Source organism: Saccharothrix obliqua, from assembly GCF_019375475.1.
In the GTDB taxonomy this organism is placed as follows: Bacteria; Actinomycetota; Actinomycetes; order Mycobacteriales; family Pseudonocardiaceae; genus Actinosynnema; species Actinosynnema obliqua.
The window spans coordinates 69616-85320 of record NZ_JAHXGQ010000010.1 but is presented as its reverse complement, the minus strand read 5'-3'; the positions used below and the strand labels follow the sequence as shown (position 1 = coordinate 85320).

The 15705-nt window shown below is 75.6% G+C and carries 16 protein-coding genes; 14 read left to right on the top strand and 2 right to left on the bottom strand.

Annotated features, from left to right (window positions below; all coding sequences use genetic code 11):
- Positions 1 to 51 precede the first annotated feature (51 nt).
- The 7 genes from ggt to KZQ38_RS37275 all read left to right on the top strand — a co-directional run bounded on the left by ggt (position 52) and on the right by KZQ38_RS37275 (position 8010).
- A complete protein-coding gene (ggt, locus tag KZQ38_RS27635) occupies positions 52 to 1824 on the top strand; it encodes a gamma-glutamyltransferase (protein WP_257902432.1) in 1773 nt (590 codons plus the stop codon).
- 122 nt (positions 1825 to 1946) lie between these two features.
- On the top strand, positions 1947 to 2081 hold the full coding sequence (locus tag KZQ38_RS36535) for a hypothetical protein (RefSeq protein ID WP_257902387.1): 135 nt from the start codon (positions 1947 to 1949) through the stop codon (positions 2079 to 2081).
- 61 nt (positions 2082 to 2142) lie between these two features.
- Positions 2143 to 2688: a peptide deformylase gene (gene def / locus KZQ38_RS27630; protein ID WP_219445915.1), complete on the top strand. Its 546-nt coding sequence runs from the start codon at positions 2143 to 2145 to the stop codon at positions 2686 to 2688.
- A 2-nt stretch (positions 2689 to 2690) separates the two neighbouring features.
- Entirely contained in the window at positions 2691 to 3614 is a 924-nt protein-coding gene (fmt, locus tag KZQ38_RS27625) for a methionyl-tRNA formyltransferase (RefSeq protein WP_219445914.1), read from the top strand.
- Entirely contained in the window at positions 3611 to 5029 is a 1419-nt protein-coding gene (locus KZQ38_RS27620) for an RsmB/NOP family class I SAM-dependent RNA methyltransferase (protein ID WP_219445913.1), read from the top strand. Before fmt ends, KZQ38_RS27620 begins: the two co-directional genes overlap by 4 nt.
- The gene (locus KZQ38_RS27615) at positions 5026 to 5550 is read left to right on the top strand and encodes a flavoprotein (protein ID WP_219445912.1); all 525 of its coding nucleotides are present in this window, start codon (positions 5026 to 5028) and stop codon (positions 5548 to 5550) included. The genes KZQ38_RS27620 and KZQ38_RS27615 overlap by 4 nt, the downstream gene beginning before the upstream one ends.
- 36 nt (positions 5551 to 5586) lie before the next feature.
- Positions 5587 to 8010, top strand: a complete 2424-nt coding sequence (locus KZQ38_RS37275) for a LuxR C-terminal-related transcriptional regulator (RefSeq protein ID WP_219445911.1) — start codon at positions 5587 to 5589, stop codon at positions 8008 to 8010.
- A 4-nt stretch (positions 8011 to 8014) separates the two neighbouring features.
- Here the strand turns inward: KZQ38_RS37275 and KZQ38_RS27605 are convergent, their stop codons facing one another.
- On the bottom strand, positions 8015 to 8644 hold the full coding sequence (locus tag KZQ38_RS27605) for an SDR family NAD(P)-dependent oxidoreductase (protein WP_219445910.1): 630 nt from the start codon (positions 8642 to 8644) through the stop codon (positions 8015 to 8017).
- A gap of 154 nt (positions 8645 to 8798) precedes the next feature.
- On the opposite strand from KZQ38_RS27605, the gene rpe reads away from it, so the two are divergent.
- The 7 genes from rpe (at position 8799) to KZQ38_RS27570 (ending at position 14722) form a co-directional block, all read left to right on the top strand.
- Positions 8799 to 9458 (top strand): ribulose-phosphate 3-epimerase, encoded by a 660-nt coding sequence (gene rpe, locus KZQ38_RS27600; RefSeq protein ID WP_219446245.1) that lies wholly within the window; start codon positions 8799 to 8801, stop codon positions 9456 to 9458.
- Positions 9459 to 9490: 32 nt separating this feature from the next.
- Complete coding sequence (ribD, locus tag KZQ38_RS27595; RefSeq protein WP_219446240.1) at positions 9491 to 10468, top strand: bifunctional diaminohydroxyphosphoribosylaminopyrimidine deaminase/5-amino-6-(5-phosphoribosylamino)uracil reductase RibD; 978 nt, start codon at positions 9491 to 9493, stop codon at positions 10466 to 10468.
- A 10-nt stretch (positions 10469 to 10478) separates the two neighbouring features.
- On the top strand, positions 10479 to 11090 hold the full coding sequence (locus KZQ38_RS27590) for a riboflavin synthase (protein WP_219445908.1): 612 nt from the start codon (positions 10479 to 10481) through the stop codon (positions 11088 to 11090).
- Positions 11087 to 12361, top strand: a complete 1275-nt coding sequence (locus tag KZQ38_RS27585) for a bifunctional 3,4-dihydroxy-2-butanone-4-phosphate synthase/GTP cyclohydrolase II (RefSeq protein WP_219445906.1) — start codon at positions 11087 to 11089, stop codon at positions 12359 to 12361. Before KZQ38_RS27590 ends, KZQ38_RS27585 begins: the two co-directional genes overlap by 4 nt.
- A complete protein-coding gene (ribH, locus tag KZQ38_RS27580) occupies positions 12358 to 12837 on the top strand; it encodes a 6,7-dimethyl-8-ribityllumazine synthase (RefSeq protein ID WP_219445904.1) in 480 nt (159 codons plus the stop codon). Before KZQ38_RS27585 ends, ribH begins: the two co-directional genes overlap by 4 nt.
- Positions 12838 to 12842: 5 nt before the next feature.
- Positions 12843 to 13271, top strand: coding sequence for a PH domain-containing protein (locus tag KZQ38_RS27575; RefSeq protein WP_219445902.1), 429 nt, complete (start codon positions 12843 to 12845; stop codon positions 13269 to 13271).
- A 110-nt stretch (positions 13272 to 13381) separates the two neighbouring features.
- A complete protein-coding gene (locus tag KZQ38_RS27570; protein WP_219445901.1) occupies positions 13382 to 14722 on the top strand; it encodes a M28 family peptidase in 1341 nt (446 codons plus the stop codon).
- Here KZQ38_RS27570 and KZQ38_RS27565 read toward each other — a convergent pair.
- Positions 14676 to 15665, bottom strand: a complete 990-nt coding sequence (locus tag KZQ38_RS27565; RefSeq protein WP_219445900.1) for a helix-turn-helix transcriptional regulator — start codon at positions 15663 to 15665, stop codon at positions 14676 to 14678. The genes KZQ38_RS27570 and KZQ38_RS27565 overlap by 47 nt on opposite strands.
- Positions 15666 to 15705 lie beyond the last annotated feature (40 nt).

Below are 15705 nucleotides of genomic sequence, written 5' to 3'. Positions count from 1 at the left end.
TTCGGCCCGGCGGGGGTTCTTCGGCGGGAAATGGCGGAGTACAAGGGAATGATGCTTCGTTCGACGGTTGTCGTCGCCTCCGCCGCGGCCCTCCTCGGCGCGTTGCTCGCGCCTGCGCACGCGGACTCCCGGACGCCGACGGTGCGGGTTCCGGAGGCGGTCGGGTTCGGTGGGGTGGTGTCCAGTGTCGACCCGGACGCCTCGCGGGTCGGGGTGGATGTGCTTCGTCGGGGTGGCAACGCCGTGGACGCCGCTGTCGCGGTCGCCGCCGCGCTCGGTGTTACCGACCCGTTCTCCGCGGGTGTCGGGGGTGGCGGGTTCTTCGTCCACTACGACGCCCGCCGCCAAGAAGTGTCTACTTTGGACGGGCGGGAGACCGCGCCTGCCGCCGCCGGGGCCGACCTGTTCCTCCAGGACAGCCAACCGATCCCGTTCGCCGAAGCGGTCACCAGCGGGCTGTCCGTGGGGGTGCCCGGCACGCCCCGCACCTGGCAGCGGGCGCTCGACCAGTGGGGCACGCTCTCCCTCGACCAGGCGCTGAAACCGGCCGAGGAGCTGGCGCGCCGGGGGTTCACCGTCGACGCCACCTTCCACCGCCAGGTCGCCGAGAACGCCGAGCGGTTCGCCGACATCACCTCCAGCCGAGCCCTGTTCCTCCCGCCGCCGGCCATCGGCAGCACGTTCCGCAACCCCGACCTCGCCGACACCTACCGCCAACTGCGCCGCGACGGCGTGGCCGCGTTCTACCGCGGCCCCATCGGGCGCGATGTCGTCGCCACGGTCAACCACCCGCCGAAGGACCCGGCCGCCACGCGCACCGTCCGGCCCGGTCGGCTCACCGCCGCCGACCTGGGCGACTACCGCGTCCCGCGCCGCGAGCCGAGCCACGCCCGCTACCGGGACCTCGACGTGTACGGCATGGCGCCACCGTCCTCCGGCGGCACGACCGTGGGCGAGGCGTTGAACATCCTGGAGACCACGAAGCTCGCGAACGAGTCGCCGACCCAGTACCTGCACCGCTTCCTGGAGGCGAGCCGGTTGTCGTTCGCCGACCGGAACCGCTGGGTGGGCGACCCCGCCTTCACCGACGTGCCCGAGCGCGAGCTGCTGTCGCAGGAGTTCGCCGACAGCCGCGCCTGCCTGATCTCCCCGACGCGAGCCCTCACCGGTCCCGTGTCGCCCGGCGACCCGCGTGACCCGAAGCCGTGCGCGACCACCGGCGAAGAGGCCGTCACGCCGTACGAGGGCACCGACACCACGCACCTCACGGTCGCCGACCGGTGGGGCAACGTCGTCGCGTACACCGTGACCATCGAGCAGGAGGGCGGCAGCGGGATCGTGGTGCCCGGTCGGGGGTTCCTGCTGAACAACGAGCTGACCGACTTCTCGTTCACCCCGGTCGCGCCCGGCGTGCCGGACCCGAACCTGCCGGGACCGGGCAAGCGCCCGCGCTCGTCGATGGCGCCGACGATCGTGCTGCGCCACGGCGAACCCGTGGTGGCGCTGGGCTCACCGGGTGGCGCGACCATCATCACGACCGTCCTCCAGGTGCTGACGCAGCGCCTGGACCGCGGCCTGCCGCTGCTCGACGCCGTCGCCGCGCCGCGGGCGTCCCAGCGCAACTCCGCGACCACGCAGGCCGAGGACCCCTTCCTCGGGACGCCGGAGGCCGCGGCGTTGCGCGTGCTCGGCCACCGGTTCGCGGCGACGGCCGAGATCGGCGCGGTGACCGCCGTGGAACGCCTGCCGGACGGGCGGTGGCGGGCGGTCGCCGAACCGACCCGCAGGGGTGGCGGCGCGGCCCGGGTGGTGTGGCCGGGCTGACGTACCCCTCACGTCGCACCGGCCTCATTCCCGGGTCGTAGCGGCGGTCGGTACTCCTTGCGGACGCGTGCGCACGTCCGCCTGCGGGACGGTGGAGCCATCGACGCGCAGAGGAGAACGACATGACCACCATCACGATGACCACCACCAGGACGCCGGCCGTCGTCACGGGCGTGCTCACCGCCACGCGGTTCGCGGGGCACTTCGCGGCGGCGTTGGTCGGTGTGATGTTCCTCGGTCGCCACTCCGGGCACTGAGGCGGCCCGGGTCGGCACCGCTCTCCTAGACTGGTCGTCTGCCCACGTTCGAGGAGAGTGCGTGACCGTCCAACCCATCCGGCTGTTCGGCGACCCGGTGCTGCGGACCCCCGCCGTCGAGGTCACCGAGTTCGACGCGGAGCTGCGCAAGCTGGTCAAGGACCTGTGGGACACCATGAGCGACGCCGGCGGAGCGGGCCTCGCGGCGCCGCAGCTCGGCGTGGGCCTGCGGGTGTTCACCTACCACTGCGACGGTTTCGCGGGTCACCTGGTGAACCCCACCTTCGAGGTGGTCGGCGACGAGGTGCAGGAGGGCCCGGAGGGCTGCCTGTCCATCCCGGGGATGAGCTGGGACTGCCGCCGGCACCGCAACGTGGTGGCCCGCGGCTGGAACATGCACGGCGAGCCGGTCGAGGTGGAGGGCACGGACCTGCTGGCGCGCTGCATCCAGCACGAGACCGACCACCTGGACGGCGTGCTGTTCGTGGACCGGCTCGACGAGCAGACCCGCAAGCTGGCGATGCGCGAGATCCGGCAGCAGTCCTGGTTCGACGGGACCGCGCCGGTCCTGAAGCAGTCGCCGCACCCGCTGTTCGGGGGTGCGTGAGGATGCGCCTGGTGTTCGCGGGCACGCCCGAGCCGGCCCTGCCGGCGTTGCGCGCCCTGCTGTCGTCCCGGCACGAGGTGGTCGCCGTCGTCACCCGCCCCGACGCCCCGGTCGGCCGGGGCCGCCGCGTCGAGCGGTCGCCGGTGGCCGCGCTCGCCGACGAGCTGGGCATCGAGGTGCTGACCCCGCCCAAGGCGGGCGATCCCGACTTCCTGGCCCGGCTGCGGGTGCTCGCGCCGGACCTGTGCCCCGTGGTGGCCTACGGCGCGCTGCTGCCCGAGTCCGCCCTGTCCATCCCGCGCCACGGCTGGGTGAACCTGCACTTCTCGGTGCTGCCCGCGTGGCGCGGCGCGGCGCCGGTGCAGGCGGCCGTGCGGCACGGCGACGACATCACCGGCGCGACCACGTTCCGGATCGTGAAGGCGTTGGACGCGGGTCCGGTGTTCGGCGTGGTGACCGAGCGGGTGCGCCCGCGGGACACCTCCGGCGACCTGCTGGGCAGGCTGGCCGAGTCCGGCGCGAAGCTGCTGGTGTCCACCGTGGACGGCATCGAGGACGGCACGCTGCGCCCGGTGGAGCAGCCGGAGGAGAACGTCAGCTACGCGCCGAAGGTGGCGGTGGAGGACGCGCGGCTGGACTTCGGCACGCCGGCGGCGGCGCTGGACCGGGTGGCGCGGGCGGTGACGCCGGACCCGGGCGCGTGGGCGGAGTTCCGCGGCGAGCGGCTCAAGCTCGGCCCCGTGACCCCGGTGGACGGGCCACCGCTCGCGCCGGGCGAGCTGCGGGTGGAGCGCAGGCGCGTGCTGGTCGGCACCGCCACCACGCCCGTCGAGCTGGGTGACGTGCAGGCGCAGGGCAAGAAGCGGATGGCGGCGACCGACTGGGCGCGCGGCGTCCGGGTCGAGGCGGGGGAGCGGATCGCATGACCGAGCGCTCGCGGTCGTCCCGGCCGCGCCGCCCGCACCCGCCGCGCCGCCGCACCGGCCCGGTCCGCCCGCCCGCGGTGGACCCGGCGCGGCAGGCCGCGCTGGACACGCTGCGCGCCGTCCGGCAGCGCGACGCCTACGCCAACCTGGTGCTGCCCGGCCTGCTCCGGGACCGCCGGATCACCGGCCGGGACGCCGCGCTGGCCACCGAGCTGGCCTACGGCACGGCCCGCGCGCAGGGCCTGCTGGACGCGGTGCTGGCCGCGTGCTCCGACCGACCGCTGTCCGAAGTGGACGGCGCGGTGCTGGACGCGCTGCGGCTGGGCGCGTACCAGCTCCTGCGCACCCGCATCCCACCGCACGCCGCCGTCGCGTCCACCGTGGACCTGGTGCGCGCCGAGCTGGGCTCGGGCGCGGCCGGTTTCGCGAACGCCGTGCTGCGCCGGGTCACCGGCCAGGACGAGGCGGGCTGGGTGGAGGAGGTCGCGCCGGACGAGGAGACCGACCCGGTCGGCTACCTCGCCATGGCGCACGCCCACCCGCGGTGGGTCGCGCAGGCGTTCGCGGAGGCGCTGGGCAGCCGGGGCGAGCCGCTGCGGTCCGCGCTGGCCGCCGACGACGCCCGGCCCGCCGTGCACCTCGCGGCGCGGCCCGGTGAGTGCAGCGCGGACGAGCTGGCCGCGATGACCGGCGGCGACGTCGCGCCGTACTCGCCGTACGGCGTGCACCTGGAGGCGGGTGACCCGGGCGACCTGGAACCGGTGCGCGAGCGGCTGGCGGCCGTGCAGGACGAGGGCAGCCAGCTGTGCGCGTTGGCGCTGACCCGCGCGCCGCTGGACGGGCCCGACGAGCGCTGGCTCGACCTGTGCGCGGGACCGGGTGGCAAGGCGGCGCTGCTGGGTGCGCTGGCGGCGGTGTCCGGCGCGGAGGTGGACGCGGTGGAGAAGGCGCCGCACCGCGCGGAGCTGGTCCGCAAGTCGGTGACCGGCCTGCCGGTCACCGTGCGCGTGGCGGACGGCCGGGACAGCGGCCTGCCCCCGGGCGGCTACGACCGGGTGCTGGTGGACGCGCCGTGCACCGGGCTGGGCGCGTTGCGCAGGCGGCCGGAGGCGCGGTGGCGGCGGCAGCCGTCCGACGTCGCGCCGCTGGCCCGGTTGCAGCGCGAGCTGCTGACGGCGGCGCTGGACCTGGTCCGGCCGGGTGGTGTGGTGGCGTACGTGGTGTGCTCGCCGCACCTGGCGGAAACGGTCGGCGTGGTCGCCGACGTGGCCCGGCGGACCGGCGCGGAGCGGCTGGACACGCGGGGCTGCTTCCCCGACGTGCCTGACCTCGGCGCGGGGCCGCACGTCCAGCTCTGGCCGCACCTGCACGGCACGGACGCGATGTTCTGCGCCCTGCTGCGCCGTCCCGCGTGACCGCGCCGCGCCCGGTCCTCGGGCTGGTCGCGTCGGCGGCGGGCGGCGTGGAGCGGTGGCTGCGCACCGGGCTGGCGGAACCGCTGGCCCGGCGCGGCTGGCGGCTCGCGATCACCACCACGCCCACCGCGGCGCGGTGGTTGGCGGACGAGGTGGGCGCGTTGGCGGCGTCGACCGACCTGCCGGTCCGGTGGGAGTCGCGGCTGCCGACCGAGCCGAAACCACACCCGGTGCCGGACGCGTTCGTGTTCGCGCCCGCCACGGCGAACTCCATCGCGAAGCTCGCCCTGGGCATCGGCGACAACCAGGCGCTGACCGTGCTGTGCGAAGCGCTCGGCCGGGGCGCGCCGCTGGTCGTGCTGGCCCAGGTCGGCGTGGACCAGGCGCGGCACCCCGCGCACCGGGGGCACCTGGCGGTGCTGCGGGAGGCCGGCGCGCGGGTGGTGACCGGCGGACCTGAAGACGTGCTGAGGGAACTCGACGCCGTTGCGCCGTTCGACGCATTCCGCCACCGGGCGTGAATTGACAGCCAAGCGAGACGCGTAGCAGGCTGGATCGTGTCGAAATCGTACGGCCGGGATCGTGAACGGGCTTCGGTTCTCCGCTTCCTGTCCGCGCCCGGTGGCCTGCTGGCCATCGACGGCCCGCCGTGCGCCGGGAAGTCCCTGCTGCTGCGCGAGGCGGTCGACGCCGCCCGCGACCGCGGGTACGCGGTGACCCCGGTCGACGGCGGCGTGCTCCGCGACCGCGTCGACCTCGCCCGCCTCCTGGACCGGACCGCCGAACGCCCGCTGCTGGCCGTCGACCACGCGCACCGGGACCCGGCGGCGGTGCTCGCCCTGCTGCCCGAGCTGGCGCGGCGGCGGGTCACCGCGTTGTTCGCGCTGACCGGCGCGCACGCCACCGGCGAGCTGCGTGACGCGTTGGCCGGGCACGTCCTCGCGCTGGCTCCGGTCGACGCGGACGTGGTGGCCGGTGTGCTGGCCGAACTGCTCGACGTGCCGCCGGGACCGGACCTGGCGGCGCTGGTCGCGTCGGCGGGCGGTGACCCGCGGTTGGTCGCCGAGCTGGTCCTCGGCCTGCGCGAGGAGGACCTGCTCGACACGTCGGGCGGCACGGCCGGGCTGCGTGCCGACCGGCTGCCGCGTCGCGTCACGACCGTGGTCGGCTGCCGCGTCGAGGCGTTGTCCGCGAAGGCCACCCAACTGCTGCGGGTCGCGGCCGTGCTGGGCCGGTCGTTCCCGTTGCGCGACGTGGCGGAGCTGATGGGCGAGACGACCGCCGCGTTGCTGCTGTCGGTGGACGAGGTGATCGCGTCCGGGCTGGTCGGTTCGGTGGACCGGCGGCTGGAGTTCGTGTCGGACCTGGTGTGGCGCGCGGTGGTGGAGGCCGTGCCGGAGGCGGTGCGGCACGCGTTGCGGCAGGACGCGGCCGGGTTGCGCCGCGTGCCGGAGCCCGCGGTGACCGCCGACCGGGCCGCCGGCGTGGTGCGCGACGTGCGCGCGCTGGCCGCGAGCGGCAGCCTGGGCTCGGCGGTCGCGCTGGCCCGCCACGGCCTCGCGCGGGGCCTGCCCGCGAGTGCCGCCGCCGAGCTGCGCACCGCGTTGACCGGCATCCTGCTCGCCGACGGCAGACCCGCCGCGGCGGCGGCCGAGGCGGAGCACGCGCTGGCCGCGCCCGCCGCGCCGCAGCCGCTGCGGAACCTGGCCGCCGCGGGCAGGCTGCTCGCGCGTTACCTGGCGACCGGCGGACCGGCGGGCGCGCACGCGCTGTCCGTGCTGACCGCGCCGGACCGGACGGCCAGCGACGCGGACGTGGTGATGGCGGCGACCGTCCACTCGTGCCTGGAGTGGTCGGCGGGCCACCTCGCCGAGGGCCTGTACTGGGGCCGCGAGTCGACCCGGTGGGAACTCGACCAGCCGACCGCGTGGTGGCAGTCGCACGCCGCCGTCGCGTACGCGATGAAGCTGTCCGCCCTGGGCCGGTTCGCGGACGCCGAGGCCCTGGTGCGCGGTGACGGGCCGGAGGTGGACGAGGCGGTCGCGGCGGGCGCGCCGACGGCACGCCTGATCGCGCGGGCCAGGGTGCTCGCGCAGGCGGGGCGGCTGGTGCAGGCGCACGTGGCGGCGCACTCCGGCCTGGCCGCGGCCCGCGACCGGGGGCTGCGGCTGCTGGTGCCGCTCGCCTCCACCGTGCTGGCGACGGTGGCGTTGCTGCGTGGTGACGTGCCCGCGGCGGCGGAGCACGTGCGCCGGTACGGGAGCGACCTCGCGGGTGGTGGCGCGGTGGCGCACTCCGGCCAGTGCGAGTGGGTGGAGCTGCTGCTCGCGCACGCCCGCGACGGCGCGCCGCGGGCCGCCGAGCTGGCGCGGGCGCGGCTGGCGGACGCGGCGTGCGCCCGGCGGGTGCTGGTGGACGAGCCGGGCGCGGCGGCGTGGCTGGTGCGGCTGGCGCGGTCGGTGGACGACCGGGCGCTCGCCGAGGCGGCGGTGGGCGCGGCGGAGGAGCTGGCCGCGGCCAACCCCGGCCTGCCGGCGGTCGTGGTCGGCGCGGGTCACGCCCGCGCGTTGCTGGGCCGCGACGAGGAGGGGCTGCTGGCCGCGGCCGACGGGCACGCGCACCCGTGGGCGGAGGCCGCCGCGCACGAGGACGTGGCCGGGCTGCTGGCGGAGACCGGCCGGGCGGAGCGGTCGGCCGCGCACGTCGCGCTGGCGTCCCGGATCTACGCGCGGATGGGCGCGGACGGCGAGGTGGGCCGGCTGCGGCGGGCGGGCGGCGAGTGGCGCCGGCTGTCCGCGCCGGAACGCGACATCGCCCGGCTGGTGGGCGCCGGGCTGACCAACCGGCAGGTGGCGCGGCAGCTCTACCTCTCGCCGCACACCGTGAACTACCACCTGCGCGGCATCTTCAAGAAGCTCGGGATCAGCTCCCGCGTCGAGCTGGCGCGCCTGGCGCACGCCGAGGAGCACGCCGAGGTGTGAGCGCTCACGCGCCCAGCGCGGGCGCGGTGTCGGCCAGCAGGTAGCGGACCTCGTCCACCACGCGGCGCACGTCGTCGGGCGCGACCACCGCGCAGCGCACGCCCCGCGGCGCGACCTCCAGGGCCAGGCACTCGGCGTAGGCGACGGCGGCGGCGCGGGAGGCCGCGTACGCGGCCACGCTGGAGCGCGGCACGGCGGCCGAGTGCGTGGCCACCACGATGATCGTCCCGCGCCCCCGGCACACCATCCGCGCCGCGACCGCGCGCGTGACGTGGAAGACGCCGTCCACGTTGACCGCGAACGTGTGCGCCCAGTCGGCCTCGGTGAGGGTGAGCACCGGGCCCGGCCGGAACGCGGCGGTGGTGGTGACCACCACGTCGATCGGCCCGAACTCCCGCTCCACCTGGTCCACGAGCGCGTCGACGGCCGCGCCGGACGTCACGTCGATCTGCCGCCCGGCGACCCGCAGCCCCGCGCGCTGGAGCCGTTCCACCAGGTCGGCCAGCCGCGCGCCGTCGCTGTCCACGGCGGCGACCAGCGCGCCGCGCCGGGCGAGCGACTCCACCAGTCCCGCGCCGAGCGGCGCGCACGCGCCCGTCACCAGCGCGACCCCGTGCTCCGATTCGGCATCCATCCCCAGTGCTCCCCAGGTCCCTGCCCCCACCCGAACGTAATCGCCCGGTGGCCGGTTGGGGAACTACCCGCGTGAGTAGTCGGCGGAGCGCGCCTCCCGGGTGGGTCGGCGCGAGCGCCGAACCCTAGACTGACCAGCCGTGGTCCACCAGCCGATGATCGCCCCGAGCATCCTGTCCGCCGACTTCGCCCGTCTCGCCGACGAAGCCGCCGCCGTGCACGGCGCGGACTGGCTGCACGTGGACGTCATGGACGCGCATTTCGTGCCCAACCTGACCATCGGCCTGCCGGTGGTGAAATCGCTGCTGCGCGCCACCGACATCCCGCTGGACTGCCACCTGATGATCGAGGACCCGGACCGCTGGGCCGTCGGGTACGCGGAGGCGGGCGCGCACAACGTGACCGTGCACGTCGAGGCCGCCGCCGACCCGGTGCGGGTGGCGAAGGACCTGCGTGCCGCGGGTGCGAAGGCGGGCCTGTCGCTCAAGCCCGGCACGCCGATCGAGCCCTACGCCGACGTGCTCAAGCACTACGACACGCTGCTGGTGATGTCCGTCGAGCCCGGTTTCGGCGGCCAGGAGTTCATGGCCGAGGTGCTGGACAAGGTCCGCACCGCCCGCCGCCTGGTCGACACCGGCCACCTGAACCTGCTGGTCGAGATCGACGGCGGCATCAACGCGGACACCGTCGAGCAGGCCGCCGAGGCCGGTGTGGACTGCTTCGTCGCGGGTTCCGCCGTCTACGCCGCCGACGACCCGGCCCGCGCGCTGGAGGGGTTGCGCGCGCAGGCGGTCCGGGCGGGCCGCGACCGGTGAGCGGGGGCGCGCCCGCCGACTGGGGCGCGGCGATGGCGCTGGCGGTCGAGGCGAGCGCACGCGTGCGCGGCACGACCAGCCCCAACCCGCCGGTCGGCGCGGTCGTGCTCGCGGCGGGCGGCGAGGTGGTCGGCGTCGGCGGCACCCGGCCGCCCGGCCAGGCGCACGCCGAGGTGGTCGCCCTCGCCGAGGCGGGCACGCGGGCCGCTGGTGGCACCGTCGTGGTCACGCTGGAGCCGTGCGCCCACCACGGGCGGACGCCGCCGTGCGCGGACGCCCTGGTCGCGGCGGGCGTCGCGCGGGTCGTGTACGCCAACGCCGACCCGAACCCGAAGGCCGCCGGCGGCGCGGACGTGCTGCGCGCGGCCGGTGTCGAGGTGGTCCACCTGCCGACGCGGGTCGAGCCGCTGCGCGCCTGGCTGCACCACGCCCGCACCGGCCGGCCGCACGTGACGTGGAAGTACGCCGCCACGCTGGACGGCCGGGTCGCCGCCGCGGACGGCACCAGCCGCTGGATCAGCTCCGCCGAGTCGCGTGCCGAGGTGCACGGGCTGCGGGCCGCGGTCGACGCGATCATGGTCGGCACGGGCACCGTCCGCGTCGACGACCCGCGGTTGACCGCACGGGGAACAGCGGCGGTCCGGCAGCCGTTGCGGGTGGTCGTGGGGGAGGGGGAGCTGCCGCCGGGCGCGCTCGTGCTGGACGACAGCGCGGAGACGCTGCACATGCGCACCCGCGACCCGGACGTGGTGCTGGCGGAGCTGGCCCGGCGGGGCGTGGTGGACGTCCTGCTGGAGGGCGGGCCTACGCTGGCGGGTGCGTTCGCGCGTGCCGGCCGGATCGACCGGGTGCTCGCCTACGTGGCGCCGAAGCTGCTCGGCGACGGTCCGGCCGTTCTGCGGGACGCGGGGGTGGCGACCATCACCGACGCTGTGGGATTGGTCGTGGAGCAGGTCACCATGTGCGGGCCGGACGTGCGGATCTCCGCCGTGCCGGCTGCCGCGCGATAGAGGAGGAACGGTGTTCACCGGGATCGTCGAGGAGTTGGGCGAGGTCGTCGCCGTCGAGGACCTGCCGGACGCGGCACGCGTCACCATCGCGGGTCCGCTGGTGACGGGCGACGCGAAGCACGGCGATTCCATCGCGGTGAACGGCGTGTGCCTCACCGTGGTGGAGGTCGTCGACGGCGCGTTCACCGCGGACGTGATGCGCGAGACGCTGGTCCGCAGCAGCCTCGCCAAGGTGGCCCGGGGCGACCGGGTCAACCTGGAGCGCGCCGCCGCCGTCGGGCAGCGGCTGGGCGGCCACATCGTGCAGGGCCACGTGGACGGCACCGGCGCGGTGCTGTCCCGCGACAAGGCCGAGCACTGGGAGGTCGTGCACTTCGCCCTGCCCGCGCACCTGGCGCGCTACGTCGTGGAGAAGGGCTCCATCACGGTGGACGGCGTCTCGCTGACCGTCGTGTCGGTCGACGCCGACCGCTTCTCGGTCAGCCTGATCCCCACCACGCTGGAGCTGACCACGCTCGGCCGGCGGGAACCGGGCGACCTGGTCAACCTGGAAGTGGACGTGATCGCGAAGTACGTGGAGCGGCTGGCCCGGCCCCACCTCGCGGCGGAGGAGGCGCGGTGAAGGACTTCGCCGACATCGAGCGCGCCATCGCGGACATCGCGGCGGGCCGCGCGGTCATCGTCGTGGACGACGAGGACCGCGAGAACGAGGGCGACCTGATCTTCGCGGCGGAGAAGGCCACGCCCGAGCTGCTGGCGTTCATGGTGCGCTACACGTCCGGTTACGTGTGCGTGTCGTTGACCGAGGCCGACTGCGACCGGCTCGACCTGCCGCCGATGTACCACACGAACCAGGACCAGCGCGGCACCGCGTACACGGTCACCGTGGACGCCCGTGAGGGTGTCACCACGGGCATCTCCGCCGCCGACCGCGCGCACACCATGCGGCTGCTCGCCGACCCGGCGTCGGACGCGAAGGACTTCACCCGGCCCGGCCACGTGGTGCCGCTGCGCGCCCGCGCCGGCGGCGTGCTGCGCCGGCCCGGCCACACCGAGGCGGCGGTGGACCTGGCGCGGCTCGCCGGGCTCGCGCCGGCCGGCGTGCTGTGCGAGATCGTGTCCCAGAAGGACGAGGGCGACATGGCCCGGCGGGACGAGCTGGAGGTGTTCGCCGCCGACCACGACCTCGTGCTGATCACCATCGCCGACCTGATCGCCTACCGGCGGCGGGTGGAGACGCAGGTGGTGCGGGCCGCCGAGGCACGCATCCCGACCGCGCACGGCACGTTCACCGCCGTCGGCTACGACTCGAAGCTGGACGGCATCGAGCACGTGGCGCTGGTGTACGGCGACCTGGGCGACGGCGAGGACGTGCTGGTGCGCGTGCACTCCGAGTGCCTGACCGGCGACGTGTTCGGCTCCCTGCGGTGCGACTGCGGGCCGCAGCTCGACGCGGCGCTGGAGGCGGTGGCGGCGCAGGGTCGCGGTGTCGTGCTCTACATGCGTGGTCACGAGGGTCGCGGCATCGGGCTGATGCACAAGTTGCAGGCGTACCAGCTCCAGGACCGGGGCGCGGACACCGTGGACGCGAACCTCGCGCTGGGCGTGCCCGCCGACGCGCGGGACTACGGCACGGGCGCGCAGATCCTGTGCGAGCTGGGCATCAAGTCGATGCGCCTGCTCACCAACAACCCCGCGAAGCGGGTCGGCCTGGAGGGTTACGGGCTGCGGGTGATCGACCGCGTGCCGCTGCCCGTCTCGCCCAACCCGGAGAACCTGCGCTACCTGCGCACCAAGCGGGACCGGATGGGGCACGAGCTGCACCAGCTCGAGCAGTACGAGGAGCACAGCCAGGGCGGCGCGGTCGTGAGCAGCACGGAGGTCGGGGAATGAGCGGCGAGGGCAGGCCGGCGGCGGCCGTGCCGGACGCGAGCGGGTTGCGGCTGGGCGTGGTGGCCACCCGGTGGCACGAGAAGATCACCGGGCAGCTGCTCGCGCGCGCGGTCGCGGCGGCGGAGGCGGCCGGTGTGCCGTCGCCGACCGTGGTGCGCGTGCCGGGCGGCATCGAGCTGCCGGTGGTGGCGCAGCAGCTGGCGCGGACCCACCACGCGGTGGTCGCGCTGGGCGTGGTGATCCGCGGTGGCACGCCGCACTTCGAGTACGTGTGCGACTCGGTGACCGCGGGGTTGACCCGGGTCGCGCTGGACGAGTCGACGCCCGTCGGCAACGGTGTGCTGACGGTCGACACCGAGGAGCAGGCGCTGGCGCGGGCCGGTTTCGCCGACTCCGTGGAGGACAAGGGGTACGAGGCCGTGGTTGCGGCGTTGGAGACGGCGTTGGTGTTGCGTGACCTGCGGGCTGCGTCGTGATCGCGGTGGCCGTCGAGTTCCGCCCCCGGAAGATCCGCACCGTCGCCGTGGTGAGCGCGGTGTTCCTGGTCGTCGTGTTCTCGATCGTCGGGTGGCTGCTCACGGACACCCCGACGGGCGTGATCTTCCGGACGTCCGACCAGGTGGCGATGGTGCTGCTGGGCGTGCTGCTGGCGTGCGGCGTGCTGCTGCTGGCCCGGCCGCGGGTGCGGGCGGACGCGGAGGGCGTCGAGGTGCGCAACGTGGTCACCGCGCGTCGGTTCGCCTGGTCCGAGGTGCTGCACGTGTCGTTCCCGGACGGCGCGTCGTGGGCGCGGCTGGAGCTGCCGGACGACGAGTACGTGTCGATCATGGCGGTGCAGGCGGTGGACCGCGACCACGCCGTGGCGGCCGTGCGCGCGTTGCGCGAGCTGCACCGCGCCGCCACTTCCTGACGACTCCGCTGGTGCCGTTGGCGGGCAGTGGTCCGCCAACGGCACTCTTCCCCCGGGTCGCCCGGTCGGCCTACGGTCGAGTGGTCGACACGCGGACCCTGGGGGCGGACATGCGGAGACGTTCTGTGCTGGCGGGCATGGCGGCGGCCGCGGGCGCGGTGGCGCTGGGGGTGAACCCGGCGGCGGCGGCACCGCGGCCGGGCGCGTCCCGGCCACCGGACCTGCACCTGGGTGACTACCCGGTGGTCGGACGGGTGCGGGCGCGGCGGGCCATGGAGCACCTGCGGGTGCTCAGCGACCGGATCGGGCCGCGGATCGGCGGCACCGAGTCCGAGCACCGGGCCCGCGACTACCTGGCGGACGTGCTGCGCGACCTGCGGTACCGGGTGGACCTCCAGCCGTTCGCGGTGCCCGACAAGTACCTGTCGACCCTGGAGCTGCCGGACGGCCGGCGCTGGTCGGCGGGCGCGTCCCGGTTCGGCGCGCTCGGCGTCACCGCGCGCGGGCCGCTGGTGGACCTCGGTGACGGCTCGGCGCTGCCCGCCGACCTCACCGGCCGGGTGGTGCTGCTGGTGAACGTGCCCGGCACGTCGACCGCCGTCCACGACGCCGCGGCGCGTGGCGCGGCGGCGGTGCTGATCGGGCGCGTGCCCGCGCCGCCCGCCGGCAAGACCGGCGCGTTCTCGCCCACCCTGACCGCGAACGTGGCCGTGCCGGTGCTGGGCGTCGCGCAGGTGCACGTGGAGCTGCTGCGTGCCGGGCGGCCCGCGGAGCTGACCGTGAGCACCACCCACCACGCCTCGCTGACCTCGTACAACGTGCTCGCCGAGCGGCCCGGGACGTTCGGCCGGGACAACGGCGTGGTCATGGTGACCGCGCACTACGACAGCGTGCCCGGCTCGCCGGGCGCCAACGACGACGGCAGCGGCACCGCGCTGGTGCTGGAGCTGGCACGCGTCCTGCGGTACCTGCCGACGCACCGGGCGCTGCGCTTCGCCCTGTGGGGCTCGGAGGAGCAGGGGCTGCTGGGCTCGCGCCACTACGTCGCGGGGCTCGCCGACGCCGACGCGGCCCGCATCACCGGGGTCTTCCAGAACGACATGGTCGCCACGAGCCACGGCCCGGCCACCGCGTACTGGCTGCTGTCCGTGGACGGCGGCGACAACGCGACCACCCGCGAGGTCGGCGCGGCGGCGAAGCGGCTCGGCTACGACCCGCGCGTGCACGGCCCGGTGCCCCGCGGGAGCAGCGACCACGTCCCGTTCCACGAGCGGAAGATCGCCGCCGCGAACTTCAGCTGGCGCGGCGAGGGCGGCCCGCACGAGCTGGAACCGCTCTACCACACGCCGGAGGACACGATCACGGCCAACGTGAGCGTCGACCGGCTCCAGGTGTCGCTGGAACTCATCGGCGCGGCGGCGTACCGCCTGGCGACGTACCCGCCGAGCTAGCCGCGTTCAGGAACCGCTCGCCGAGCACGCGCAGGTGCTCGGCGAGTTCGGGCGGTTCCACCACGTCGAAGTCCACGCCGACGTAGCCGATCCACAGGACCAACTCGGCCAGCGACGGCGAGCCGGCGGTCAGCAGCGTCCGGTCGTCGTCCAGGCGCTCCAGGTGCGCCGACGTCCGCGACGTGCGTTGCTCCACCACCTCCAGCGGCGCGTGCATGATCAGCTTCGCCCGGTAGGTGTAAGGCGCGACGGAGAGCTGTTGCGACACGTAGGACGCCAAGTCGTCCGACGGCGGTTCACGGGGCGTGAAGCGCCCGCCGAGCGTCGGCTCGGCGGTGATGCGGTCCACGCGGAACGTGCGCCAGTCCGCCCGGTCGACGTCCCACGCCACCAGGTACCAGCGACGCCCGGTGTGGGCCAGGCCCAGCGGCTCCACGTGCCGCTTCGTCGCGCCGTCCCGCCCGGTGTACGGGAACCGCAGCCGCTGGTGGTCGCGGCACGCGCCGGCGATCGCGGTCAGCGCGCCCGGGTCGACGGCGGGCGCGGCGCTGGTCAGCGCCACGGTGTGCCGCTGGAGCGCGTCGACCCGCCTGCGCAGCCGCGACGGCAGCACCTGCGCGAGCTTCGCCAGCGCGCGCACCGACGTCTCCTCGATGCCGGCGACCGTGCCGTTGGCGGCGGTGCCCAGGCCGACCGCGACGGCCACCGCCTCGTCGTCGTCGAGCAGCAGCGGCGGCAGCTCCGCGCCCGCGCCGAGCTGGTAGCCGCCCGCCGCACCCGGCGTGGCGTGCACCGGGTAGCCCAGGTTGCGCAGCTTGTCGACGTCCCGGCGCACCGTCCGCACGTCCACGCCGAGCCGCGCGGCGAGGTCGGGACCCGTCCAGTCGCGGCGCACCTGGAGCAGGGACAGCAGCTTCAGCAGGCGCGCGGAGGTCTCCAGCATGACGCCGAGTCTCGCACCGGTCGCGGACAGCGGGTGTCCG